The organism is Methylobacterium sp. FF17 (assembly GCF_025813715.1).
In the GTDB taxonomy this organism is placed as follows: Bacteria; Pseudomonadota; Alphaproteobacteria; order Rhizobiales; family Beijerinckiaceae; genus Methylobacterium; species Methylobacterium flocculans.
The window spans coordinates 5535659-5561694 of record NZ_CP107532.1 but is presented as its reverse complement, the minus strand read 5'-3'; the positions used below and the strand labels follow the sequence as shown (position 1 = coordinate 5561694).

Here is a 26036-nt window from a genome sequence, read left to right as displayed (position 1 = left end):
AGGGAGCCGTCCGGAACGTGCGGCCGGATGTTGGTTAAGGCTCCGCTAGCCCCGTGGCGAGGCCGAAGTTTGACGGATCGGTGCTCGGAGACGCGACGGATTCGCGCCCGCGCCGATCTCGGGATAGACAGGCTGGCTCCGCGCCGCCGCGGCGCCATTCCGCGAGACCCCTGATGCCAGGCACGCCCCGCGCCGGAATCGTTCCGGTGACCCCCTTCCAGCAGAACTGCACGCTGATCTGGTCGGACGAGACCAAGGTCGGCGCCGTGGTCGATCCGGGCGGCGACCTCGACCGGATCGAGACGGCGATCGCTGCGCAAGGCATCACCATCGAGAAGATCCTGCTCACCCACGGGCACATCGATCATGCGGGCGGCGCGGCCGAGCTGCGCGAGCGCCTGGCCGTGCCGATCGAGGGACCGCACGAGGCGGACCGCTACCTCCTCGACAGCCTGCCCGAGACGGGTGCCAATTACGGCCTCGACGGGGCCCGGGTGGTGACGCCCGACCGCTGGCTCGTCGATGGCGACCTCGTCGAGGTCGGCGGCCTGACCTTCGACATCCTGCACGCACCGGGGCACTCTCCGGGCAGTGTGGTGTTCATGAGCCGTGACGCGCGCTTCGCGCTGGTGGGCGACGTGGTCTTCAAGGGCTCGGTCGGCCGCACGGATCTGCCCGGCGGCAGCCACGAACAGCTGATCCGGGCGATCAAGGACAAGGTTCTGCCGCTCGGCGACGATGTGGCCTTCATTCCCGGCCACGGCCCCACCAGCACGCTGGGCGAGGAGCGGATGACGAACCCGTTCCTGCAGGATTGAGGCGTCAGGACGCCCCCACAGAACACCGTTCGAGGCGTCCTCGGGGATGCCTTGACCGGAGGTTAACGCGGGTCGCCTAGAATGGCTCTGTTTCCGGGCTCCCAGAGCCCCGGAAACGATGCATTCTCAACGCGAAACGCCTATATTGCGTGAGCAAGTAAGAAACGCAGGCGTGCGGGGGTTCGGCCTGGGCCGACGAGCCCAGCCCAAGTGCCCGCCTGCCCGAGGAAGTTCATGTCCGACAGCTCCCACAACCTCGCCGCCGATGCCTACGGCGCGGAATCCATCCGGGTCCTCAAGGGGCTCGACGCCGTGCGCAAGCGCCCCGGCATGTATATCGGCGACACCGATGACGGCTCGGGCCTGCACCACATGGTCTACGAGGTGGTCGACAACGCCATCGACGAGGCGCTCGCGGGCCACGCGGACCTCGTCACCGTCACCCTCAATCCCGACGGTTCGGTCACGGTCTCCGACAACGGCCGCGGCATCCCCACCGACATCCACAAGGAGGAGGGGGTCTCGGCGGCCGAGGTCATCATGACCCAGCTCCATGCCGGCGGTAAGTTCGACCAGAACTCCTACAAGGTCTCCGGCGGCCTGCACGGGGTGGGCGTCTCCGTCGTCAACGCCCTCTCGCAATGGCTCCGCCTGCGCATCTGGCGCAACGGCAAAGAGCACGCGATGGAGTTCCGCCACGGTGACGCGGTCTCGCCGCTGGTGATCGTCGGCGACGGCAACGGCCGGCGCGGCACGGAGGTGTCGTTCCTGCCCTCCACCGAAACCTTCACGATGATCGAGTTCGATTACGCGACGCTGGAGAAGCGCCTGCGCGAGCTCGCCTTCCTGAACTCCGGCGTGCGCATCGTGCTCACCGACGCCCGCCACGCCGAGCACAAGCGCGAGGAGCTGTTCTACGAAGGCGGTATCGAGGCCTTCGTGCGCTACCTCGACCGCTCGCGCAAACCCATCGAGGGCATGCAGAAGCCCGTGATGGTGCGGGCCGAGCGCGACAACATCCGCGTCGAGGTGGCGTTGTGGTGGAACGACTCGTTCAACGAGACCGTGCTGCCCTTCACCAACAACATCCCGCAGCGCGATGGCGGCACCCACATGGCGGGCTTCCGCGCCGCGCTGACGCGCCAGATCACCGGCTATTCCGAATCGTCCGGCATCGCCAAGCGCGAAAAGATCTCGCTCACCGGCGAGGATTGCCGCGAGGGCCTCACCGCCGTGATCTCGGTGCAGGTGCCGGACCCGAAATTCTCTTCGCAGACCAAGGACAAGCTCGTTTCCTCCGAGGTGCGCCCGGCGGTCGAGAACGTCCTCAATGAGGGCCTGTCGAACTGGCTCGAGGAAAATCCAGCGCTCGCCCGCTCGGTGATGGCCAAGGTCATCATGGCGGCCTCGGCCCGCGAGGCGGCCCGGAAGGCCCGCGAGACCGTGACCCGAAAGGGGGTTCTCGACATCGCCTCGCTGCCCGGCAAGCTCGCCGATTGCCAGGAGCGCGATCCCTCGAAGTGCGAGATCCTGCTGGTGGAGGGTGATTCCGCCGGCGGCTCGGCCAAGCAGGGCCGTGACCGCACCTTCCAGGCGGTCCTCCCGTTGCGCGGAAAAATCCTGAACGTCGAGCGCGTGCGGGCCGACCGGATGCTGTCCTCGGCCGAGATCGGCACGCTGATCACGGCGCTCGGCGCCGGCATCGGCCGCTCGTCGACCGACCGCGAGGGCTTCAACCCGGAGAAGCTGCGCTACCATCGCATCATCATCATGACCGATGCCGACGTCGACGGTTCGCACATCCGCACCCTGCTGCTGACCTTCTTCTTCCGGCAGATGCCGGAGGTGATCGAGCGCGGGCACCTCTACATCGCCCAGCCGCCGCTCTACAAAGCCGCCAAGGGCAAGTCCGCGATCTACCTCAAGGACGAGCGGGCACTGGAGGATTACCTCATCGATGCCGGCGTCGAGGGGGCTGTGCTGCGGCTCGCCTCCGGCACCGAGTTCGGCGGTGCGCAGCTCAAAGCCCTGGTTGAGGAGGCGCGCCAGTTCCGGGGATTGATGCAGGCGCTCCACACCCGCTACGACCGGGCCGTGGTCGAGCAGGGCCTGATCGCCGGCGCCTTCCGCGCCAATGTCGACGAGGCACCGGCCGAAGCCGAGGTGCTGGCCGAAGAGATGGCCCGGCGCATGGACCGGATCGCCGACGACATCGAGCGCGGCTGGGAAGGCTCGGTCGCGGAGGGCGGCTACGTCGTCAGCCGGACCTTACGCGGCGTGCGTCAGGTGGTGACCCTCGACGCGTCGCTGCTGGCCTCGCAGGAGGCCCGTCGTCTCGCCGACCGGGCCGAGGCCCTTCGCGAGATCTACGACCAGCCCGTCACCTACGCCCGCAAGGGCGACGAGACGACCCTGCACGGCCCCGTCGGCCTGTTCGAGGCGGTCATGGCCTTCGGCCGCAAGGGCCTTCAGCTCCAGCGCTACAAAGGGCTCGGCGAGATGACGGCCCAGCAGCTCTGGGAAACCACCCTCGACCGCGACGTGCGCTCCCTCCTACAGGTCAAGGTCAAGGACACCCAGGACGCCGACGACCTGTTCGTGAAGCTCATGGGCGACGTGGTGGAACCCCGCCGCGAGTTCATCCAGGACAACGCGCTGAGCGTGGCCAACCTCGACGTCTAGAGGCTGTCATGATGGTCAGCCCGGCATTACGTGCGAAACGTCCGGCAATTCGCGCGAAATTTCCGGAGCTCATTCGCAAAGGCTGTATGGTTTGGACACTGAATGTTCGGTGAGCTCTCCGCGCCGAACACCTTAGGATGAAAGATACAGCCGTTGGCGAATCTCGCTGGCTTGCAGAAAGCGCCATTCTAAGCAATGGCACCTGCGATGCTGCTGGGTAACCACCGGAATAGAAGCAAGGCCGAGCGCCATCCCAGGCTGCTGGAACGACCCTGAGGATGGCGACAGGCCGACGTCGAGGGACAGCATCTCCGTCCGCTCCACCTTGCACGGAGCCGGGCCCCGGTTCAGTCATCACCGAGAGGTGGGGCGAACGCCAGGCAGGCCTGTCGGCTCCCAGGTAAACTCTGCGCCCGCTTCCTCAAGTGCCCGCCGCAGGGCCGCGACGCTGTCCCGCCGCGGCCGGACCGTCACGACTTCCTCCTCCAGGCGCCGCACCGTCGAGACCGACAGGGACGCCCTCGCGGCCAACTCGGCGCAGGACCAGCCGACGATGCCGCGAGCACCGCGGATCTGCGCCGGGGTCAGGTCGAGCGAGGCGGGCGGGACGGGAGAGGGGCTCAAATCCGGCGGAACGTCCTCGAAGCGTCTCCGCCCGGGAATGGCGAGGCACACCCCGGTCCACTCTCGGACGGAACCGTCCCGGTTCAGGATCGGGACCCCGCGCGAATTGAACCAGCGATAGATCCCGTCCGCACAAAGGATGCGGTAATCCGTGTTGTAGGGGGAGGCATGTGACACAGCCGTGCGCCACGCCGCCTCGGTCCGCGGACGATCCTCGGGGTGCACCGCCCCGAGCCATCCGGTTCGCTGCACCTCTTCCTGGGATTGGCCGGTCAGTTCCAGCCACTGCGGCATCTCCAACACCGCCCCGTCCGGGCTCGCGTACCAGACCACGGCCGCGGTCGCCTCGATCAACGCGCGGCATCTGTCCTGCTCCTGCTCGACCGAGCGTCGCGCCTCGTGACGCTCCGTGACGTCTTGGACGACGCCGATGGCGCGGCTCGGTCGGTCGTCCGCTCCGAGGAGAACCTCGGCCCGGCTTGAGATCCAGCGCTGCGTCCGATCTGGTCGGATGATCCGGAATTCCCGCTTCACGGCATGCCCCGCCCGCAGGAGCGTCAGGAGATCGGCCTGCGCGGCGCGATCCCCGGGATGCACCATTTCCCTGATGAGGGAGAAGGTCACCTCGACGGACGGATCCAGACCGAGGATCCTGTAGAGGCCGACCGATGCCCGGATGTGGTCACCGGCCATGTCGCTGGACCAGAAACCGATCTCGCCGCCGTCCTCGATGAGCTTTAGGAAATGCCGTGAGGAGAGACCGCGTCTGCCGGATTCCTCTGAATGCGAGGGCCCCATCGGCCACATAAGGGATCGCGTAGGCATCGTTTTCGCTCTTTTGCCACGCCTACGGCCGCGCATGCCGATGTGGAACGTTCATTCAGAGGTGGAATACTCTTTTCCATGAATAAATTCGATGCCTATGCGCGGCCAGATGAGATGCGCAATCGTCGCGCGCCAGTGGCCTGTGCGAACCTGCCGTGGGGATCGGAGCGTCTCCCCGCCACCGGACCCATGGCTCGGACAGCGCCGATGTCTGGGACGTGACGCCCCTCACCCGCGGCCATGACATAAGCCGGCCTTCGACCAATCGCACCTGTGGACGCCGAGCCTGTGACAATCGACGTCTGGCCGCTGCGCGAACCTTACCCAACGGCAAGGCAACGGATAGTACGTCTAGCCGTGGATGTGACCGGAATGTGCTTGCGTGATCGGCTTGGGACGATGACCACATGCGCCTGAGCTGCCAAGTACAGTTCGCTTAGGGCCCAGCCGAACTTACCCGGGTCAAGGTCCTCCTTACAGTCAGCCCCGGGCAGCGTAGACTCGATGAGGCAGCCCGGCTCAGCGTGGCGCAAAGCAGGAAGCGTCCTCTTACGGAGCAGGAGCTGAGCCTCTTCGACGAAGTTCGACGCCGTTTCGGAGTCCGATGCCTATGGAATTTCGCGCCCACGCCGACGGTCGAGGGCAACCGGGCGGTGACCGCGAGACACGAGCCGCCCGGCGACATGACAGCCTGGCGCTTCGAACCGAGGTCTCCGGTACGGATGCCATCTAACGGGTTCCAGAGGAGGGTCGCTCGGGTCCCGGGTGCGCTGAGGTAGTACCTCGATGACGAAAGCGGACGGCGCGTCGTCTGACGGCGCCTTGAAGCCATACCGGTGTCGGCCTGGGTTCGCCGGTCGGGGACCCGTTCGCTCACCTGTCCGAGGCGGCAAGGCTTGAGAATCTCGCAGGGTAAAATACTCCGCTATGGAGGTGTAAATACTGGAAGTGAGGCCGGTTGAAAAATATGAGGTCGACTTACCGATAGGGCTCACTTCACTATACTTCATGTCCGGTTGAACCCGGGCGCTGGCTTCTAGATCTGAACATCGAGAGCAAAAGCGAGAGCGCCGCGTTTAATGGATCGATCCAGCTCATCCGCGTGGAGACAACGATAGAGCTGACCGTCGCAATGCGCGGATCTCGCTCTTTCTCACTCCTCCCACCGACCTGCGACGCAAGCGGTGTTCATCCGGGCGAAATCGAAGGCAAGCATACTCGTGAAGGAACTCGCACCGCTGGCTATGAATAAACGCTTGAACGCGCCGGGGCGAGCTTGTCGATGATGGGTAGAAGTGCGGCATGAGACAAACACAGGCCGAAGGACATACGATGGATGGGACCATCGTGCCCGACGGCGTGATGCCACGCGGATCGGACTCGCGCCTGCACAGGCATGCGAACGAAGCATGGAAAATCCTGAATCGGCATAACATCGCGCCGACAGCCCGCAACTACGAACTCTTCCTGCATCTCCAGCAAGGAGCGGCTCCGACGCTCGCTCGCCAGCTTCGCGAACTCCTTGAACGCGGCACGCCGTCCGATGCGGAGCTCGAAGAAATGCATCGGCGCCACCTCTCGCCCGAGTTCGACCTCGACGCGATGGCCGACGGTTCGCAAGCCCTCGAACGGGAGGCGCAGGCCTTGGTCGAACGAATGACCGGGGGACGCGACGGGTTTACGGAATACGGGCAAGTCCTCGACCTGTGGAACAAGCGCCTCGGGCATACGTCGACGGTCCAGGCGCTCGTGCAGGCGGTCGCGGCATTGGCATCGGAGACGACCAAGGCGAGCCAGCGCAACCGGGAGCTGGAACGCGAACTCACGGCATCGACACGGCGGATCGCGAAGCTACGGACCAGCCTGTCCGACGTCCGTCAGCGGGCTGCGGTCGACGATCTGACGGGCGTTGCGAACCGACGGGCCTTCGAGACCCGGCTGCGTCGGTTGATCGCCCGGGCCAAGGAGTCGGGCGGACCAGCCTTCTGCGTGGTCCTCCTGGACGTGGACCATTTCAAGCGGTTCAACGACACGTACGGCCACCAGACCGGCGACGCGGTGCTCCGGCTGATCGCCCGGCTGCTCGCGGATCACGTCCAGCCGGCGGACATGGTGGCACGGTACGGTGGCGAGGAGTTCGCGCTCCTTCTATCCGGCGCCGACAGCGGAACCGCTGCACGGCTGGCGCAGCGTATCCGAAACGCGCTCCGAGGCCGGCGTCTCATCAAGCGGGAGACCGCTGAGGAGATCGGCCACGTCACCGTCTCGGCGGGCGTCGCGCAACACACGGCGGACGAGGGCATGGGGGCTCTCGTCGCCCGCGCCGATAGGGCCTTGTACGAGGCTAAGCGAAACGGCAGGGACCAGGTCGCCGTCGACGAGGGCGCTGGGGCAAGCCCTGCCGGCCCGTCACCGAGCTAGGCGCACGCCCCCGCAATTGGACCCCCGGTGGAACGGCGATGCGGCGCGTGATGCCGGTCGAAGGGTGATCACCGGTCGGACATGCCAACGGAACGAATGCATACGACGGATTACAGGCTTTCGCTCTAGGTGAGCCTTTCGCCTGACGGGCTGTGTCGCCGCCTCCGCGGCGAAGCCGACGCTCCATGACCGGTAGGCGATGTGTCCGCCGTCCACGATGACGACAGTGCCTCCGTCGGCAGCGGAACGCCTTGCGCTGGATCAAGGATCGGCATCGGTCGAATTTTTAGAACCATGCCACGAACCCTCTGAATGGGACAGGGAGAGCGACATGACGGACAAGGACCTTCGCCGTGACGTGCTGGAAGCACTTGATGCTGCGCAGGCCTCGCGCGGCCAGCAAATCGGGGTGGCTGTCGGTGAGGGCATCGTGACGCTCAGCGGGCACGTGGCGAGCTACAGCGAGAAGGCGGCCATCGAACGGGCGGTCCTGCAAGTCAAAGGCGTGCGCGCCTTGGCGGGACAGGTCGCCGTGTGCCCCGAGGGCATGGCGAGGTCCCAGGACGAGACCCTTGCGGCTCGCGTCGCCACCACCCTGGAGCGGGACCTTGGCATCGATGCGGGTTCGGTTGCGATCAAGGTCGAAGGCGGCGCAGTGACCCTGCAGGGTTCCGTCACCTGCCCAACGCTGAAGTCAACCCTCGGAAGGGCGGTCGGAGCTTTGCATGGGTTCGCGGCGTGATCGACTTGGTCACCATTCCACCGAAGGCGCGGGAAGGGGTGGTCAAGGCGGCCATCCTCGACGTGCTGGAACGTGCCTCGACCGATCCGGACACCATCGACGTCACCCTGGACGGCGACAGGGTGATCCTCGACGGAAGCGTACGGGCCTGGGGCGAGCGCGAGCTTGCCGAGCAGGCGGCATGGTCCGTTCCCGGGGTATGCTCCGTCGACGACCACCTCTCTCTGGGCCGCTGAGGCACTACGGACCCACGTCGCGGCTCCTGGTTCAGCGGAGTGCTCCCTCGATGCTTGGGAGGAGGGGACCTCCGGTACGACGGACGAGGTTCCCAGCCACCTGATGGGCGGGCGGTCCCCGCGGGCTGCCGGTACGACGCCGCACGTTTCTCCCCACGAATGACCCCGGGGAGGAGGCAAGGCGAGTTCCTGCGAGGACACAGCTGCGGAGTGCCTGCCAAGCCGCAATGGGCGGATTCCACTGTGGCGGAAGCGGTCGCTGACGCTGTCCGGACCGCCCCTCGGAAGCGCGAGCAACATCGGAGACGGATATGCCGGAGACGAGCACCGAAGCGGCGCGTAACACTAATTCCAAGGACGCACGGCCCCGAACGTCCGGACGTTCCGACAGGCCGGCGGAAAGCGAGGTCGCGGCGCCGCCCCGTTCGACGCCGGAGCCTACGGAGACGGATACGGAAACATCGATGGCCCCTTCCGTCGCCGGGATGCCGGAGGTTGCCAAACCGGACCTGCTCCAACGCAGCGCGCAGGGCGGGCGGCACGATGCCGAGGCGATCCGGCATGCGTTCGAGAGTGGGGAGTACCCTTATTCGACCCGCCTGACAGCGAAGGCATACGAAGCGCAGGTTCTGCCGTTGCAGATCGAGCTCCTCAAGCTGCAGAACTGGGTCAAGCATGCCGGCGAAAAGGTGGTCATCCTGTTCGAGGGACGGGACGCCGCGGGCAAGGGCGGAACCATCAAGCGCTTCATGGAGCACCTGAACCCTCGCGGCGCGCGTGTCGTGGCGTTGGAGAAGCCAAGCGAACGCGAGCGCACGCAGTGGTACTTCCAACGCTACGTCGAGCAGTTGCCGGCAGCAGGCGAGATCGTCTTCTTCGACCGTTCCTGGTACAATCGAGCCGGGGTCGAACGCGTGATGGGGTTCTGCTCCGCAACCGAGTATCTGGAGTTCATGCGGCAGACGCCCGAGTTGGAGCGCATGCTCGTTCGCTCGGGCATCAGGTTGGTCAAGTTCTGGTTCTCGGTCACGCAGGCGGAGCAGTTGCGGCGGTTCAAGGCGCGCGAGAGCGATCCCCTTAAGCATTGGAAGCTTTCTCCCATCGACCGCGCTTCGTTGGATAAGTGGGACGAGTATACCGAGGCCAAGGAGGCAATGTTCTTCTACACGGACACGGCCGACGCTCCCTGGACGGTGGTGAAATCGGACGACAAGCGGCGTGCGCGCCTCAACGCGATGCAAGCCTTCCTATCCGCACTTCCCTATCCCGACCGGGACCCGCACCTGGTGCATGGGCCGGATCCCCTGATCGTCGGCTCGTCAGCGGCGGTGCTAGGCCAGCATTCCGGCCTCCTCGACCGCGCCACCCATCCTGACATGAAACGGAACGGATAGGTGCCCTGCAGGTGGCGCGCGGTCGCCGCGCTCGCCGCCGCCCTCTCGGGGTGCGGCGACGACGGCGCGGAGAGGCGGCAAGCACTTGGGGCCAACCCAAGCCTGAGCGATGCATTGAAGGTTGCGAGTGACGAGAGGGGCGGTCGCCTGTTCGGTCGGTGCGCTGCCTGCCATACGATCAAGAAAGGGGCTGGGGACCGCGGCGGCCCTGGCCTTTTCGGCGTGATGGGCACGCCTATCACGGGCAGCAGCCGGCACTTCGCCTACACCGGGGCGCTGAGATCGAGGGGCGGGATATGGTCACCGGACCGCATGGACGCCTGGCTCGCCAGCCCTGCCAAGTTTGCGCCCGGCACAAGCATGACCTTTCCCGGGATCGAGGACGCGCTCGACCGGGCGGATGTCATCGCCTATCTGCGGACGCAATCGGATCGCTCCGATGCTCCGAATAGCCATCAAGGGGCCGGAAGTCCCGAACATGGGACCTCGCTCCCGTGAGCGGCTCCTCGGAAGTAGGCGTTGCCGCCCGTGGGCGAAGGCCCAAGGAATATGCCACCTGAGGAAATGGGATCCCCTCTGAGCGGAATCGCGGAGTGATACCAGCCAAAGACCAGGCCCTTAGGATACGGGAAGGATCGGCTTGCAAACGCGAAAGCAAAGCCTCGCTTGCCGTCCGCCGACGCAGAAACAACGGTCCTTCCCTCGCCAAGGCGAAGCGGCATGGAACCGGTGCGGGAGCTCGTCGGCCTTTCCGATGCGGCGCGACCGCCGCGGCCTACGCAAACGAGACGAAAGCGGTCCAGACCATCGCGGCCGCGGCGACGAACATGAGTCCCGTTGCTGTCCAGCCGAGCACACGGAGCGGTCCTCGGATGGCGAAGGCACCCATGATGTCGGTGCGGGCGGCTGCCAGCATCATCACGGTCATGATCGGTACGGCAACGACACCGTTGACGACCGCGCTCCAGTAGAGCGCGCGGATGGGATCCACCGCGCCCAGGCTGATGGTCATGCCGACGATGGTGGCAAGCGCCACGGTGCCGTAGAAGGCCCTGGCTTCATGGACGCGCCGCCCGAATCCAACAGGCCAGCGTCTCGCCTCGCCGACCGCGTAGGCCGCGGAGCCCGCAAGCACGGGCACAGCAAGGAGCCCCGTGCCGACGATGCCCAGCGCAAAGACCGTTGCCGAGAACGGTCCGGCCAGGGGTCGCAATGCCTCGGCGGCCTGTGCGGTGGTCTGGATGTCGGTGATGCCGAGCGGATGCAGCACCGCGGCCGTGGTGACCATGATGGCGAGCGCGACGACGTTCGAGAACGTCATGCCGACGACCGTATCGACCTCAATCCGGTGGAGGGCCGCCTTGCCCTGCTCCGGCGCATGCGCGAGGTCATGCCGCAACGGGTAGGCGTGCAGATCCTCAGCCTCCTCGGCTGCCTGCCAGAAGAACAGATAGGGGCTGATGGTGGTCCCGAAGATGGCGACCAGGGTTGTCAGGGACTCCCCGCTCCCGTCGAGGTGCGGGAGGAAAAGGCCGGCTGCCAGGTCCCTGACGGAAACGTGAGCGAAGCCCACCACCCCGAGATAAGCGAACAGGCTCAAGGTGAGCCATTTGAGGACGGCGACATAGCGCGTGTACCGCAAGGCGAGTTGCATGAGCACGCAGGTGCCGGCGAACAACGTGACGTAAAACCACCGTGGCCCCGGAAGCAGCAGGCTCAGGGCATCCGCCATGGCACCGAGGTCGGCCCCCAGGTTCAGGATGTTGGCTCCTAGGAGCAGTAATACGACGACCTGCAAGAGGCCGTTGGGATAATGCTTGCTGAGGACGCCGGCGATGCCTTGTCCGGTGGTTCGGCCGATGCGGGCGCTGACCATCTGCACGGCCACCATCAGGGGCAGTGAGTACAGCATCGTCCAGCATAGGCCGTAGCCGAGTTGCGCCCCGGCCTGCCCGTAGGTGGCGATGCCGCTTGGATCGTCGTCCGAGGCACCCGTGATCAGCCCTGGCCCCAGCACCCGCAGCAAGCCTGACTTGCTTGGGACGAGCGTTGGACCCAGGCCCTCGGGATCCTCCGCCGGCGGCCCCGATGGTCTGGTAGAAGCAGCGGACGTCACGCGACCGTCCTTCGAGGCGGGGAACCCCACGGGACCCGACGCTCCCCGGCAGGTGGAAGGCGCGGTGCCAAGCACGCCACGCCGCGAGTGAAGTCGCCGTCCGTTAGGTCGATTGCGCAGGGACATGGCACCGAGGCGCCCTTCGATGCCGCGCCTCGTCCTCGGGTCGGATTCCGGGGGCGCCGTTTTGGGTCCTCGCGCCTTTCTGCACGAGGCCAGGGCAGGTCGAGGCCGGCTGTAAGGCCGTCGACGCCAGGGCCCATGCGATCTGTGCTCCGGAACATCCTGAGGCTCCGTCTCTCCGATTGAACGCCACGCGGGAAGTAGACCATACTCGAACACCGCCCCAGCGCATGGCCGACCGGGGCGGGGTCAGACGTATCAAGGGTCCGGAGGGTGGGGCCTTCGGAAGTCCGTCATGGGTCGAGAAGCAGGGACGATCCTGTCTCCCACTCGTGTCGTTGCTTGACCATACACGCCGTGGACCGTCCGCGAGGGGCGGCGCGCTGCCTTCATTGGGCGGCATGGCGAGGCGGGGGCTGCAATCCGAAGGTAAGCTTGGGCTCCCGGCGCTCAGAAAGGGGAGCCAAATCGGGGATGTGACCCGGTTAGGCCCGTGTACGCGCGGCTCAGGGCGACGGGACCCGTCCGTCGGAGTACGGCCCCCGCCGTCCGCTGACGGCATACAGGGAGCGGCAGGCGCTACGGCAGGGCACCCAAGAGGCGCTTCGCGTCGGTGAGGATGTTCTCGCAGGCGCGCTGGTTACCCTCTCCATCCTCTGCGATGGCTTCCTGCATCAGTGTCCTGGCAGCCGCGACGTTCTCCCGGGTCGGTGTCACGCGAGGATCGCTCGGCTTATCGGCAAGGTACCGGCGGAGCGCGTTGGTCGATCCGGTCGTGAGGGTGTGGCCCGGCTCCAGCCCCGCGACGCGTACGGCCCCAATGCTGTCGAGACGTCGCTGGAGGGCGGAAATCTGCTGCGCACATGGGGTAGCGAGGGCTGGTAGGCTGCCGCAGCCGATCAGGGTTGCGAGAACGAGGGTCGATGCACGCATGACGATGGCTCCTGAGAAGCCCGGCAGGTAGTGACCGTGCCGGACGGCCTCCTTGTGCGCGGCCGTCGCTGACCCAACCTTGACCTGAATCAAATCCGCCAACTCCGCCTCTCGCCCAACGAGAATGACGGATGGCCCTTGCTCCGCCCGATTGGCTCCGTCCCCCTGTTCGCGGCCGGCGCCATCGCGTTCGGATCGACGTCGGACCGTCCTTCCGTTCATCGGCGATGCTCCTCCCATCAAGGGGATGCTTCCCTCACCATCCTTCCGCTCGGCTCCGCGACCCCGTCTGGAATGGCCCTCGCGGCCTGCGGCTATGTCCTCTCCGTCACACGTGTCCGATGCTCACGAAGCTGTCAGGCCCACTCCGACGGGTCATCCGGTTTGAGCCAGATCAAGGCAGGTTGATCCGACCATGCACAGGGTGATGCGTCGAAGGAGGATCGCATGTCCTATGCCAGCATCATGGTCTCCGTGGATCCAGGGCTCCATGTCCCGTCACGGGTCAGGCTCGGAGCCGGGGTCGCCGAGCGCCTCGGGGCCCGGCTCGTAGGCGTTGCCGCCTGTCAGCCGAACTACCCGCGCGGCTACGGCGAGACTTCCGTGTCGAGCGCCCTCAACCTGGAGAAGATCCGGCAAGCCGCGCTGGACGATCTGGCGGCTGCCGAACGGGTGTTTCGGGAGGCAGCGAACGGTCGGGACCGCGTCGAGTGGCGCTCCGGTCTCACGGACGCCCTCGGTTTCGTCGAGGAACAGGCGCGGGCTGCCGACCTCGTCATCGTAGGGCGACGCGGGACGGACGGGGGTCCTGACCATGGCATGGCGGTGGATGCCGGAGCCGCGCTCATGGGTCTAGGCCGGCCGGTCCTTGTCGCCCCGCAAGGCGTCGAGGCCGTCGAGGCGCGCCATGTGCTGATCGGCTGGAAGGATACGCCGCAGACCCGGCGCGCCGTCTCCGATGCCATGCCCTTCCTCAAGCGCGCCAAGAGCGTGCAAGTGGTCTCCGTGACGGAGCGGGAGGACGGGGGAGGGGTCGAGGACGTCGCCGCGTACCTCGCGCTACATGACGTTATCGCCCATCCGATCCGGCGCCGGACGCCCGGCGTGAGCGTGGCGGAGGATCTGCGCGAGGCCGCCTCGTACTTCGGATCGGACCTGATCGTCACGGGCGGTTACGGTCATGGCAGGCTGCGCGAATGGGCCTTCGGAGGCGTGACGCGGGATCTGTTGGGCCAATGCAATGCGTGCTGCCTGATGAGCCACTGACCTTCGTTCGGGTTATGGTGTCCCTTCGGCGCAATTCGCCCTACCCGCCGATGGCATTGCTCCGGAAACACGCCGTTCGCCCACCATCCGCGGGGCTGCCCACCCGGCGCGCCTCGTCCCGGAGCGCGTCCGGAAGGACAGAGCCCCTTCCCATCGCCGGCCGGGCAGTGCTGGAGGCGGCCTGAACCCGATGACGGGCGAGCGGCATCGACCGGTTGATCCACATCAACGCGTCCGCCGTCCAGGCACTGCAGTAGGAAGCCGTCGCGCGCTGACGAGGGTGCTTGCGGTGACCGCCCCGACGCCAGGCATGTCGCCTCGGCCTGGGCGGTCGGTAGGCTTTCGTGGGAACGATGGGCGATGAACACTGACCGGGTAAGGACACGACCACCTACATGCCGCTTAGGATCCGCACAGGATGCAACTACGATGGCATGTTCCGTGAGGCGCTGGACCGCCTGCACGGCGAGCGCCGCTACCGCGTCTTCGCCGATATCGAGCGCATCGCGGGCCGCTTTCCGACCGCGCACTGGCGCAAGCCCGACGGCGGGACCTCCGAGATCACAGTGTGGTGCTCGAACGACTATCTCGGCATGGGCCAGCACCCGGACGTGGTCGGCGCCATGACCCGCACCGCCGCCCGCTGCGGCGTCGGCGCGGGCGGCACCCGCAACATCGCGGGCAACAACTCGCCCCTCGTCGACCTGGAGCGTGAGCTCGCGGACCTGCACGGCAAGGAGGCGGGCCTCGTCTTCACCTCGGGCTACGTCTCGAACCAGGCCGGCATCTCCACCATCGCCAAGCTGATCCCGAACTGCCTGATCCTGTCGGACGCCTTCAACCACAACTCGATGATCGAGGGCGTACGCCATTCGGGCTGCGAGAAGCGCGTCTTCCGCCACAACGACCTCGCCCATCTGGAGGAGCTTCTGATCGCGGCGGGCGACCGCCCCAAGCTGATCGCCTTCGAGAGCGTCTACTCCATGGACGGGGACGTCTCGGACATCGGCGCGATCTGCGACCTCGCCGACCAGTACGGCGCCCTGACCTACCTCGACGAGGTCCACGCGGTCGGCCTCTACGGTCCCCGCGGCGGCGGGATCAGCGAGCGGGACGGGGTGATGCACCGGGTCGACGTGATCGAGGGCACCCTGGCCAAGGGCTTCGGCTGCGTCGGCGGCTACATCACCGGCTCGGCGGTGCTCTGCGACGCGGTCCGCAGCCACGCCCCGGGCTTCATCTTCACCACCGCCCTGCCGCCGGCCATCGCGGCGGCCGCCATCGCCTCGGTGCGCTACCTCAAGCGCTCGAACGGCGAGCGCGAGGCGCACCAGCGCCAAGCCGCCCGCACCAAGGCCGCCCTCGAAGCCGCCGGCCTGCCGGTGCTGCACACCGACACCCACATCGTACCCGTGATGGTGGGCGATGCCGAGCTGTGCAAGGCGGCGGCCGACCACCTGCTGGAGCACCACGGCATCTACATCCAGCCGATCAACTACCCGACCGTGCCGCGCGGCACCGAGCGCCTGCGCATCACGCCCTCGCCCTTCCACGACGATGCCCGCATCGCCCGGCTCACGGCGGCGCTCACCCAGACCTGGGAATTCCTAAGGATTCGGCGCTTCGGCACTGCCTTGGCGCAGGCGGCCGAGTAGGACCACGGCAAACCGGGCACGAGACGCCACCGCGTCGTCGATGCCCGCAGCATGGCGCTCGGCGTTGTCCTGAGCTGGGCCAACGCCCACGACAGCACCAAGCTGACCGCTACGCCGGACGCGATCCCTCCGATACGCTCGGGCCGACGGGGACGCCCGCGCCGCAGGCCCGAAAAGCTGCATGCCGACAAGGCCTATGATCCCCGCCGGTCCCGCCGTGAATGCTGGGCACGGGGAATCGGGCGAATGAGACTCGATGCGGCGGTGAGGCGCTTCGCGAAACTAAGGCCCATGCTTCACCCCGCGAGACCTCGCAGTGGTCTCAGCCTCAAAGATCAGCTTTTTAGCTTCATCCCCGATGCTGATCTAGAAGTGATGCGCCTCTCCATCGGAAGGCGCGGATCGTGAAGCCTCAAATAATGTCTTAACCGCATCCAAACGTGCCGGCTCCGCGTCCGAGACCTCGTAGCCTGCATCGTCTTCTAAGACCTCACGGTCGGCAGCCATCTCGGGAAGAAGAGGGTCATTCCGGGCTTCATCCGCTACCTTGAGCTTCCAACCGAGAGGGTTCGGTCGTGCCTGTCTCGGTGAACAGTGAAATTTTCGACAAATAACCCGCCCGGATTTCACCGGGCGGGCGACGATGATTTCTACAGGCAGTAGATGAACTAGGAGCGCCAGGGTTGTCCGAAGTGCTTACTGGCCGCTGCCGCCACCCCCGCCTGCGCTGCTGTTCGGTACGGCTCGCTCCGGCAAGTTAGCGTTGCCGCCCGCAGCGGAGTCAGAGGTTGCCGTGTCGGCGCCGGTTGCCCCGCGTGAGATGACAACATCCCGATCATTGCCAGTGCTGTTTGGCTCCTGGGTTACGATGGCACCGCCCGTACCCGGCTGGCGCGGCAAGCCGCTTTGGGCGAAGGCAGGTGCAGCAGCGAAGAGAACGGCGCCGGCAAGAAGTAGCTTTTTCACGAGGACACTTTCATTTGGGCCAACGACAGACCCGTTCTGGGTCTTTCAGGTTCAGACAAGAGGAGTTGGAGCCTCTCAGTTCCGTCTTCCATCGTCTCAATGCGCATGAAGAACCCACCGCAGCTTTCGCTGGGTGGGTGAAGTTTGCTCATCCCGCCATGGAATCGTTCGGTGAACCGGGCATCAGAGTGGTTGTTCCGCCCAGCCTACGGCATGCAGTTGAACTGCTTTGAGCTACCTGCTGGTAGACCGCCCATAGGCATCGATGGCGCGTCGGCAGTTCTCCGACAGCTTGGAGCGATTCTTCTTGAAGCAGGCCTTCATGGCTGGATCATCGGAGTCGAGATCCCCGCAGAGGTTCAACGCATCGCCCGTGCAGTACTTCCGCAGCTCGGCCTTTCCACCGTCAGATGGAGCACTGCTGGAAGCAGCCAATGCGAAGCTTGCGGACACGACAATGAAGCTTATCGGGAGGATGATTTTGATCATTCCGCATAGATAAGAGGCATTTCCCTCACAGCCAGGGGCTTGGGGCGCCTGACACAAGCTTATGCATTGGTCGAATATGACAACAGTGCAGGCGAGGGTGTTGAAGGCGAGGCGGATGTCGACGCGGCGTTCGTAGCTAAGGGACGGCCGTTATCGCTGCCTGAACCAAGCTCGGTCGGCAAAGCCCTCGCCGGTCTTCCGATATCTGCGTGTAGGGCGAGGAAGATGGCCTGACCGTCGATAAGTGCCCTTGAAGCCTTTGGCTGGCAAATGGCGCTCGACGCCGATCCCATTATGAGGTCTCCAGGACGCGCGGATCTCCATCTTGGCCAACGGCTTGCCGGAAGGTCGGAGCTGTTTGTGCAGGCTGTTCAGACTAGCGGATCCAGAGCCACTTGCGGACAGGGCGGGCCATACGTTTGTCCGTAATGCTTGCGCCGTCGAGCGCCGCGCGGCGCCAGTCCAGCTGCGCGGCTCCATCCAGCCGATCCAGCAAGGCGCGATGGAGGGCCGCCCACACGCCCGCTGCTTTTAACTCACGTAGGTGTCGCCAGCACAACATGCCCGAACCGCAGCCCATCTCCCGGGGCAGGCACGCGCAGGGCAATCCAGTGTGCAGCACGAACAGGATCCCGGTGAGTGCGGCACGATCTGGGACCGGCGGTACGCGACTTTCGGGTATGGCCAGGCGGGCGGCGGAGGCGGAACGGTCACCGCCCGGAGATCGTCGGGGACAAGGGCTTCGGCCATACACCTCAACGCGCCAGTCGCGGTTGTCAGACGCTCTTAAGGTGTCGGCGCCTCATCACCGGGCTGGCGGAGGATAGGTTACGGTCGCCAAGTCGTGTCTGCGTCCTCCCTCGAAGCTCGATGAGGTCGGTCGAGAATGACGGCCTTGACGCCCTCACGGCCGTTGGACCGCATCGCGCCGAGAATAACGTCGGCAGAAGGGATGATGCCGCTTCGCTCCAGGCCAACCAGGAAACCGAAGGTCGTCACCGAATGCACCGGATGGCGTCCGTAGAACCCCGGATCGACAAACTTGTCCTCCTCGAACAGGAAGAGGAAAGGTCCATCTCCTACGTCGCCGTTGGCCAACGCCTCGAACACCGTGACCTCACCGACGTTTCGCCGCTCGACCTTCTTGGAGGTCTTGGCGACCTCACTGGCGATACGAGCTTGGCCGAGTTCCGTCTCGACGACACGAACCTTGTTCGGATGGGCGGCGATCCACGATTTGATCTCCAGCGCAGTCGCGCTACCACTCCTCGTCGCCTCCCATTCGATGTAGTCGGTCAGAACGAGCGGGAGACCAGGCGCCAACAGTAGATCCAATCCTCCCGAAACAGAGACAAAAGAAAACAGCGGCCCTGAATCCGGTAGCAAGACCTTAGTCCGCATCATCGTTTTCCTCGATGGCAGCCGCTACGAGTGCTGCTTCCCGCTCGATCTGTTCAGGATCGTGTGTCGGCCAAGCGACGGAAGTGCGATTCATCGCTTCGACGAACTCCGGATAGCGATCAGGCGACAAACCCAGGCGCCCCATGGCCTGCCGGCGGCTCAGGCGGCCGCAGGAGTATGCTTGCAATATCGGCGCAGCCGCCTTCGCGTCGACCGGTGGCTCGGCCTTCATCGTGGACCAGCCAACTTCGCGGGCGAGGAGATCACGGACAAGGTCGCTCATGGTGCAACCCGCTACCAGTGCATGTCGCTTGGCAGCCAGAAGGAGGGCATCATCTATGTTCATGGTGAACTGCCGCATAACAGCCTCCGATGCGATACAGATATACATATAACTGTACCTCGGATTTGGAGGGCTGTCATCCCCGTGGGATGTACGTGGCATGCGGAGGGACACCCATGTCCTCACGGTCCTACAGACACGCTAGGTCGGGGGCCGTTGTCGTGAGGCAAGCTAGTGAGGGCCCGGAGGCCACCACGACCTACCCTGACATTTCAGCCCGGCGGTCTATACGATGAGTAGGGCCTTGTCGTACGACAACCGTTGCAGTTGCACTCTGGTCGTCCCGCGTCGACGCCATCCTGCAGGTCAAGAACGCATCAACCGCATTCCGGCGCACCCACCATGAGGCTCGTATAAATCGATCTGAGACGGTGGGCGCTGACGGAGGGATATGCCAGGTCTTGGCCGTTCGTTCCTTAGAAGGCTTGCCATGCCAGCATGTCGGGATCTCGGCCAACAGCCGTGAACCTACGTCGCACGAAGTGGCCCACCACTTAGCGCCGTCCCGATGCCGACGAGTAAACGCCGGAAACGTGCACCTCGAACCCAGGGCAGAGCCTTGGCCACGGTCGCCAAGGCTTTAACCAGGCGCAGAGCGCCGCTGAACCGAGCGTCGGCACATCAAGCCGCCCTGGACCTGTGCGTGCGGGAGAACCAAAGCACACCGCTGATCATAATCAATCCGAGCACGGCAACAGGCAGAACGAGCTTACCGACCACGAACATCAGGTTGAGGATAAAGGCTCCGGCATTGAAGACCAGGACGGATATCAACGCAGCAAAAGCGGAGATGACCATCACCAGGGCCAGCGCTGCGGCTGACAGGAAGAGCGCCATGAACGCTCGTGCCGGTTCGGGAATGACGGCTTCTGAAGATCTGGGCATCGGTTGTTCCTCCTATGGACAACCACGTTCATTCCATGAGGCGCTCCCGCCAACCTTGAGCTGGATCAAGGAAGCCTCGGGACAGGTCGGTGCGAGGAAAGCGTGAGGGCGGTGGCCACTACGAGGCTTGACGATGCCTACTCGTCGTCGTTCACGGTCGAACGACTCCGCGCCAGGGTTCATCCGCGCCGGGAGGATCGCTCGGGCGGCGCAATGAGATGCGGGCGGGTGAAGCCCACGCCCTTTCCTGCGAGCTGGCGGCACGGAGCCCCGCTTCCTTCCACGTGCCCTGGGAAGTCGCCCGCTCCGTTGGAGGACACGAAAACGCCCCGGCCTTCGCGATGCCGGGGCGGATCGAACGTCGGCTCCTGCGGTCTATGCCGCCTCAGAAGAAGCCGAGCTTCTTGGCGGAGTAGCTGACGAGCATGTTCTTGGTCTGCTGGTAGTGGTCGAGCATCATCTTGTGGTTCTCGCGGCCGATGCCGGACTGCTTGTAGCCGCCGAAGGCCGCGTGGGCCGGGTAGGCATGGTAGCAGTTCGTCCAGACGCGGCCGGCCTGGATGGCGCGGCCGAAGCGGTAGGCGCGGGTTCCGTCGCGGGTCCAGACGCCGGCGCCGAGGCCGTAGAGGGTGTCGTTGGCGATGCTCAGGGCGTCGGCATCGTCCTTGAAGGTCGTCACCGAGAGGACGGGCCCGAAGATCTCCTCCTGGAAGATGCGCATCTTGTTGTGACCGCGGAACACGGTCGGCTTCATGTAGTAGCCCTCCGCGAACTCGCCGTCCTTCATGTTGCGCTCGCCGCCGGTGAGGCACTGGGCGCCTTCCTGCTTGCCGATGTCGACGTAGCTGAGGATCTTCTCCAGCTGCTCCGAGGAGGCCTGGGCGCCGATCATCGTGGCGGGATCCAGGGGCGACCCTTGCGTGATCGCCTCGACGCGCTTGATCGCCCGCTCCATGAAGCGGTCGTAGATCGACTCGTGCACCAGGGCGCGGCTCGGACAGGTGCAGACCTCGCCCTGGTTGAGGGCGAACATCGTGAAGCCCTCCAGCGCCTTGTCGAAGAAGTCGTCATCCTCGTTGGCGACGTCGGAGAAGAAGATGTTCGGCGACTTGCCGCCGAGCTCCAGCGTCACCGGGATCAGGTTCTGCGAGGCGTACTGCATGATCAGCCGGCCCGTCGTCGTCTCGCCCGTGAAGGCGATCTTGGCGATGCGGGGCGAGGAAGCCAGCGGCTTGCCGCACTCAAGGCCGAAGCCGTTGACGATGTTGAGCACGCCCGCCGGCAGCAGGTCGGCGATGAGCTCGGCCACCACGAGGATGGAGGCCGGGGTCTGCTCGGCGGGCTTCAGCACGATGCAATTGCCGGCCGCGAGCGCCGGGGCGAGCTTCCACACCGCCATCAGGATGGGGAAGTTCCACGGGATGATCTGGCCGACGACGCCGAGCGGCTCGTGGAAGTGGTAGGCGACGGTGTCGTGGTCGATCTCGGAGATCGAGCCTTCCTGCGCGCGGACGCAGCCGGCGAAGTAGCGGAAATGGTCGATGGCAAGCGGGATGTCGGCGTGGGTCGTCTCGCGGATCGGCTTGCCGTTGTCCCAGGTCTCGGCCAGCGCGATCAGGTCGAGGTTCTCCTCCATCCGGTCGGCGATCTTGTTCAGGATGCGGGCGCGCTCGCCCGGCGCGGTGCGGCCCCAGGCCTCCTTCGCGGCGTGGGCGGCGTCGAGGGCCTTGTCGACGTCGGCGGCGTCCGAGCGGGCGACCTCGCAGATCACCCGGCCGGTGATCGGCGAGGTGTTCTCGAAGTAGCGGCCGGCCACCGGCGCCACCCACTGACCGCCGATGAAGTTGTCGTAGCGCGCCGAGAACGGCGCCTTGGTGCCCTGGTTGAGAAACTCCGGCTTGTTCATCGCGTATCCTCCTGATTGTTCTTGCACGTTGTCGGCAAGGCCGGGCGACAAGTCAGCACAGGGCGGAAAGAGCCTTGATGAGGCAGTGCCGAACCTGATTAGTATTATTCCGTAACCGCCCGCCCGCCGATCTCCTGGTGCTTCCGGCCGCTCTGCTTGAGGCTGTACCTATATGCACCTTCTAGCTTCGTAACACACAAGCCGGCACATCAATTGATCCGGATCAATCATCGAACCCGATGGCGTCATCATTGTCGGCGCGGTAGCCGCACGCCGTTTATCGCCGCGCGAAGGACGCCATGAGGCAGGCCGCACGCGGCACAGGCATACCCACGCCCGCCGTGAGCCGGGGTCCGCGGACGCCGTAGAGCCGGCACATGCGCGGCGAGCGATGGCTCTCCTCGATCCGGTTCATCATCCTGGAAGACTGACGTGCCTGCGTGGGGCAGGAGCCCCGTCCTCGCACCGGCCGGCCCGAGGCCACGGAATTCCCCGGCGCCGTCGAGGATGCCGTCGTTTGATTCAAATCAAGGCCCGGTGCAGCCCCCCTCCTTAAGCGCGATGACATCCATCCCTGCGCGAGGCGAATCGACGAAGCCATGGCCGCGATACCTTCACCCAAGTACATGACCGAAGGGGAGGCGGGCCTCAGTCTCGCCTTCCTCACCGGTGCGCTGCTCTGCGCCCTCGCATCGGCCCATGCGGTGGATGCTCCCTTCGGCTTCCATATGGGCCTGTTCGCCCTTGCCGCCCTTGGCGGGTTCCTTGCCATCCTGAAGCGCTACGAGTGGCGCCCGGCGGCCGCGCCGCCCCAGACCATCGACGGTAAGCCGAACTACAATCTCGGCCCGGTCAAGTTCACCGTCATCGCCGCGATGGTCTGGGGCATCGCCGGGTTCCTCGTCGGATGCACCATCGCCTTCCAGCTCTGGGCCCCGTCGCTGAATTTCGGGCTCGAATTCACGACCTTCGGACGCCTGAGGCCGCTGCACACCTCGGCGGTGATCTTCGCCTTCGGCGGCAATGTCCTGATCGGCACCTCGTTCTACGTCGTCCAGCGCACCTGCCGGGCGCGGCTGGCCGGCGATCTCGCGCCCTGGTTCGTGGTCCTCGGCTACAACCTCTTCATCGTCATCGCCGGCACCGGCTACCTCCTGGGCGTCACCCAGTCGAAGGAGTACGCCGAGCCCGAATGGTACGCCGACCTGTGGCTGACCCTGGTCTGGGTCGCCTACCTGCTGGTCTTCCTGGCGACGCTCTGGAAGCGCAAGGAACCGCACATCTTCGTGGCGAACTGGTTCTACCTCGGCTTCATCGTCACGGTCGCCATGCTGCACATCGTCAACAACCTGGCGGTCCCGGTCTCGTTCTTCGGTTCGAAGTCCTACCCGATGTTCGCCGGTGTCCAGGATGCCCTGATCCAGTGGTGGTACGGACACAACGCGGTCGGGTTCTTCCTCACCGCCGGTTTCCTGGCGATCATGTACTACTTCGTTCCCAAGCGCGCCGAGCGGCCGATCTACTCATACCGGCTGTCGATCATTCACTTCTGGGCGCTGATCTTCATGTACATCTGGGCCGGCCCGCACCACCTGCACTACACCGCGCTGCCGGATTGGGCGCAGACCCTGGGCATGACCTTCTCGATCATGCTGTGGATGCCCTCCTGGGGCGGCATGATCAACGGCCTAATGACGCTGTCCGGCGCCTGGGACAAGCTTCGCACCGATCCCGTGCTGCGCTTCATGGTGGTGTCGCTCGCCTTCTACGGCATGGCGACCTTCGAGGGGCCGCTGATGGCCATCAAGGCCGTGAACTCCCTGTCGCATTACACCGACTGGACCATCGGGCACGTGCATTCGGGCGCCCTCGGCTGGGTCGCCTACATCTCCTTCGGCGCCCTCTATTGCCTGGTCCCGTGGCTCTGGAACCGGCGTGAGCTGTATTCCCTCAAGCTGGTCGAATGGCACTTCTGGGTCTCGACCCTCGGCATCGTGCTGTACATCTCCTCGATGTGGGTCGCCGGGATCATGCAGGGGCTGATGTGGCGCGCCTACAACGCCCTCGGGTTCCTTGAATACTCCTTCGTGGAGACCGTGGAGGCGATGCAGCCCTACTACCTGGTCCGGGCGTTGGGCGGCGTGCTGTTCCTGATCGGGTCGCTGATCATGGCCTTCAACCTCGCCATGACCATCGCGGGCCGCACGGCCGCAACGCGGGACGCGTCGCCCGACGACGCCATCGCGCCCGTCCTGGCACCGGCCGAATGACCCTCCGGGAGCCGCCTTCCAGTGGCGGCTCCCGGCCCACGCTCCCTTCCTCAACATCACGGACACATCGCCATGGCGCACGCCCAGCCGGGCCTCTGGAAGAGGCACGAGGTCTTCGAGAAGAACTCCATCCTCCTCCTCATCGGCGCGCTCATCGTCGTGGCCATCGGCGGCCTCGTCGAGATCACGCCCCTCTTTTACCTGAAGAGCACGGTCGAGGCGGTCGAGGGCGTCCGGCCCTATACGCCGCTCGAACTCGCCGGACGCAACATCTACATCCGCGAGGGCTGCTACCTCTGCCACAGCCAGATGATCCGGCCGATGCGCGACGAGATCGAGCGCTACGGCCACTTCTCGCTCGCCGCCGAGAGCATGTACGACCACCCCTTCCAGTGGGGGTCGAAGCGCACGGGCCCCGACCTTGCCCGCGTCGGCGGCAAGTATTCGGACGCCTGGCATCGCGAGCACCTGCTGGATCCGCGCTCCGTCGTGCCGGCCTCGATCATGCCGGCCTATGCCTTCCTCGACCGGCCCCTGAACGCCGATGCCATCGCGGAGGACCTGAAGGCGAACCGGGCGGTGGGCGTGCCCTACAGCGACGAGATGGTCGCGCTCGCCCGAACCGACCTGCGGGCCCAGCTCGACGCGGACGGTCCCGGCGCCGCGGACCTGCAGCGCCGCTATCCCGGCGCCAACGTCCGCGATTTCGGCGGCGACAAGTCCCGGGTCGCGGAGATCGACGCCCTGGTCGCCTACCTCCAGGTCCTCGGCACCATGGTCGACTTCAAGATCTACGAAGACAAGAAGAACCTCAGGTGAGCGCCATGACCTACGAAAGCGCAGCCGCCTTCGCGCAGACCAGCGGCCTCCTCTACTTCGTCGGCATCTTCGCCGCCGTGATCCTGTACGCCTTCTGGCCGCGCAACCGCTCGCGCTTCGAAGCCGCCGCCCAACTCCCGCTGAGCGAGGACTGATAGCCGTGCCACAGACGACGCTTCCCGGGGAGCCGGATTCCGGAACCTCCCATACGACCGGTCACGAATGGGACGGCATCAGCGAATACAATAACCCGCTTCCGCGCTGGTGGTTATACACCCTCTACGCGACGGTGATCTGGTCGTTCGGCTACTGGGTCGCCTATCCCGCCTGGCCGCTCGTCAGCGGCTACACGGCCGGCGTCCTCGGCTATTCGCAGCGCGACAGCGTGCTGGCCGAGGTCGATGGCGTCCGCGCTGTCCGCGATGCCCGCGGGCAGGCGCAGCTCGCCAGCGTCCCCATCGCCGAGATACGCGCGGACCCGGCGCTCCTGCGCCTGGCCCTCGCCACCGGCAAGGCGGCGTTCGGCGACAACTGCGCGGGCTGCCACGGCGGCTCGGCGACCGGCCGGACGGGTTACCCGAACCTGCAGGACGACGACTGGCTTTGGGGCGGCACGCCCGAGGAGATCGAACGCACCATCCGTTACGGCGCGCGCTCCGGCCACGGCGAGGCCCGCATCGGGGACATGCCCGCCTTCGGCCGCGACGGCGTCCTGGCGCGGGCCGAGATCGAAGCGGTGGCCAGTTACGTACTTTCGCTCTCCGGCAAGCCGGGGGTACCCGGTGCGAGCCAGGAAAAGGGCGCTGAGGTCTTCGCCGGCAACTGCGCGGCCTGCCACGGGGAGGGGGCCAAGGGAAACCCGGAGATGGGAGCCCCCAACCTCACCGATCCCATCTGGCTCTACGGCTCGTCGCCCCAGCAGGTGGTCACGACGGTCGGCAACGGACGCAAGGGCGTGATGCCCGCCTGGGAGGGTCGGCTCGACCCCGCGACCATCAAGTCGCTCGCGGTCTACGTCCATGGCCTGGGCGGGGGTAAGTGAGGCGGGTCGCGCGACACTCGTCGGAACGCGTTTGAGCGAGATCAAGGAAAGCGCACGGGCGTCTTCCTAGAAGGCATCGG

The 26036-nt window shown here is 65.7% G+C and carries 20 protein-coding genes and 2 pseudogenes; 14 read left to right on the top strand and 8 right to left on the bottom strand.

The window, feature by feature from the left end:
• The first annotated feature begins 173 nt into the window (after positions 1-173).
• Together OF380_RS26410 and gyrB are read left to right on the top strand one after the other, a co-directional pair.
• On the top strand, positions 174-818 hold the full coding sequence (locus OF380_RS26410; RefSeq protein ID WP_264048597.1) for an MBL fold metallo-hydrolase: 645 nt from the start codon (positions 174-176) through the stop codon (positions 816-818).
• 234 nt (positions 819-1052) lie between these two features.
• Positions 1053-3500, top strand: a complete 2448-nt coding sequence (gene gyrB / locus OF380_RS26405; RefSeq protein WP_264048596.1) for a DNA topoisomerase (ATP-hydrolyzing) subunit B — start codon at positions 1053-1055, stop codon at positions 3498-3500.
• 354 nt (positions 3501-3854) lie between these two features.
• Here the strand turns inward: gyrB and OF380_RS26400 are convergent, their stop codons facing one another.
• A complete protein-coding gene (locus OF380_RS26400; RefSeq protein WP_264048595.1) occupies positions 3855-4949 on the bottom strand; it encodes a PAS domain-containing protein in 1095 nt (364 codons plus the stop codon).
• Positions 4950-6296: 1347 nt separating this feature from the next.
• Between OF380_RS26400 and OF380_RS26395 the strand changes: the two genes are divergently transcribed.
• From OF380_RS26395 to OF380_RS26375, 5 genes are all read left to right on the top strand, one after another.
• Complete coding sequence (locus OF380_RS26395) at positions 6297-7370, top strand: GGDEF domain-containing protein (RefSeq protein ID WP_264048594.1); 1074 nt, start codon at positions 6297-6299, stop codon at positions 7368-7370.
• 331 nt (positions 7371-7701) lie between these two features.
• On the top strand, positions 7702-8112 hold the full coding sequence (locus OF380_RS26390) for a BON domain-containing protein (protein WP_264048593.1): 411 nt from the start codon (positions 7702-7704) through the stop codon (positions 8110-8112).
• Positions 8109-8348, top strand: a complete 240-nt coding sequence (locus OF380_RS26385; RefSeq protein ID WP_264048592.1) for a BON domain-containing protein — start codon at positions 8109-8111, stop codon at positions 8346-8348. The genes OF380_RS26390 and OF380_RS26385 overlap by 4 nt, the downstream gene beginning before the upstream one ends.
• Before the next feature lie 311 nt (positions 8349-8659).
• Positions 8660-9742, top strand: a complete 1083-nt coding sequence (ppk2, locus tag OF380_RS26380) for a polyphosphate kinase 2 (protein WP_404810515.1) — start codon at positions 8660-8662, stop codon at positions 9740-9742.
• On the top strand, positions 9743-10240 hold the full coding sequence (locus OF380_RS26375) for a c-type cytochrome (protein ID WP_264048590.1): 498 nt from the start codon (positions 9743-9745) through the stop codon (positions 10238-10240).
• A 277-nt stretch (positions 10241-10517) separates the two neighbouring features.
• On the opposite strand, the gene OF380_RS26370 is transcribed toward OF380_RS26375, so the two are convergent.
• Both OF380_RS26370 and OF380_RS26365 read right to left on the bottom strand, forming a co-directional pair.
• Positions 10518-11768 carry an NRAMP family divalent metal transporter gene (locus OF380_RS26370; protein ID WP_264048589.1) on the bottom strand — a complete coding sequence of 417 codons (1251 nt, stop codon included), beginning with the start codon at positions 11766-11768 and terminating at the stop codon, positions 10518-10520.
• Between the two features lie 792 nt (positions 11769-12560).
• The gene (locus tag OF380_RS26365) at positions 12561-13007 is read right to left on the bottom strand and encodes a hypothetical protein (protein ID WP_264048588.1); all 447 of its coding nucleotides are present in this window, start codon (positions 13005-13007) and stop codon (positions 12561-12563) included.
• Positions 13008-13361: 354 nt separating this feature from the next.
• Here OF380_RS26365 and OF380_RS26360 point away from each other — a divergent pair, with 354 nt between their 5' ends.
• The 3 genes and pseudogenes from OF380_RS26360 to OF380_RS26350 form a co-directional block, all read left to right on the top strand.
• Positions 13362-14180 (top strand): universal stress protein, encoded by an 819-nt coding sequence (locus OF380_RS26360; RefSeq protein WP_264048587.1) that lies wholly within the window; start codon positions 13362-13364, stop codon positions 14178-14180.
• Positions 14181-14575: 395 nt separating this feature from the next.
• Complete coding sequence (gene hemA / locus OF380_RS26355; protein WP_264048585.1) at positions 14576-15835, top strand: 5-aminolevulinate synthase; 1260 nt, start codon at positions 14576-14578, stop codon at positions 15833-15835.
• Positions 15836-16075 (top strand): annotated as a pseudogene (locus tag OF380_RS26350) (IS5/IS1182 family transposase); the annotation flags it as partial.
• A 1642-nt stretch (positions 16076-17717) separates the two neighbouring features.
• Here the strand turns inward: OF380_RS26350 and OF380_RS26335 are convergent.
• The 5 genes and pseudogenes from OF380_RS26335 to adh form a co-directional block, all read right to left on the bottom strand.
• Positions 17718-17954: pseudogene (locus OF380_RS26335) on the bottom strand (transposase); the annotation flags it as partial.
• 164 nt (positions 17955-18118) lie between these two features.
• A complete protein-coding gene (locus OF380_RS26330; RefSeq protein ID WP_264048582.1) occupies positions 18119-18613 on the bottom strand; it encodes a hypothetical protein in 495 nt (164 codons plus the stop codon).
• A gap of 67 nt (positions 18614-18680) precedes the next feature.
• The gene (locus tag OF380_RS26325; RefSeq protein ID WP_264048581.1) at positions 18681-19052 is read right to left on the bottom strand and encodes a hypothetical protein; all 372 of its coding nucleotides are present in this window, start codon (positions 19050-19052) and stop codon (positions 18681-18683) included.
• 603 nt (positions 19053-19655) lie between these two features.
• A complete protein-coding gene (locus OF380_RS26320) occupies positions 19656-19871 on the bottom strand; it encodes a hypothetical protein (RefSeq protein ID WP_264048580.1) in 216 nt (71 codons plus the stop codon).
• 433 nt (positions 19872-20304) lie between these two features.
• Positions 20305-21825 (bottom strand): aldehyde dehydrogenase, encoded by a 1521-nt coding sequence (adh, locus tag OF380_RS26315; protein WP_108034709.1) that lies wholly within the window; start codon positions 21823-21825, stop codon positions 20305-20307.
• A gap of 626 nt (positions 21826-22451) precedes the next feature.
• On the opposite strand from adh, the gene ccoN reads away from it, so the two are divergent.
• The 4 genes from ccoN to ccoP all read left to right on the top strand — a co-directional run bounded on the left by ccoN (position 22452) and on the right by ccoP (position 25956).
• A complete protein-coding gene (gene ccoN, locus OF380_RS26310; protein ID WP_264051496.1) occupies positions 22452-24095 on the top strand; it encodes a cytochrome-c oxidase, cbb3-type subunit I in 1644 nt (547 codons plus the stop codon).
• Between the two features lie 72 nt (positions 24096-24167).
• A complete protein-coding gene (ccoO, locus tag OF380_RS26305; RefSeq protein WP_264048579.1) occupies positions 24168-24914 on the top strand; it encodes a cytochrome-c oxidase, cbb3-type subunit II in 747 nt (248 codons plus the stop codon).
• Positions 24915-24919: 5 nt separating this feature from the next.
• Entirely contained in the window at positions 24920-25069 is a 150-nt protein-coding gene (locus OF380_RS26300) for a cbb3-type cytochrome c oxidase subunit 3 (protein ID WP_264048578.1), read from the top strand.
• Between the two features lie 5 nt (positions 25070-25074).
• Positions 25075-25956 (top strand): cytochrome-c oxidase, cbb3-type subunit III, encoded by an 882-nt coding sequence (ccoP, locus tag OF380_RS26295; protein WP_264048577.1) that lies wholly within the window; start codon positions 25075-25077, stop codon positions 25954-25956.
• Positions 25957-26036 lie beyond the last annotated feature (80 nt).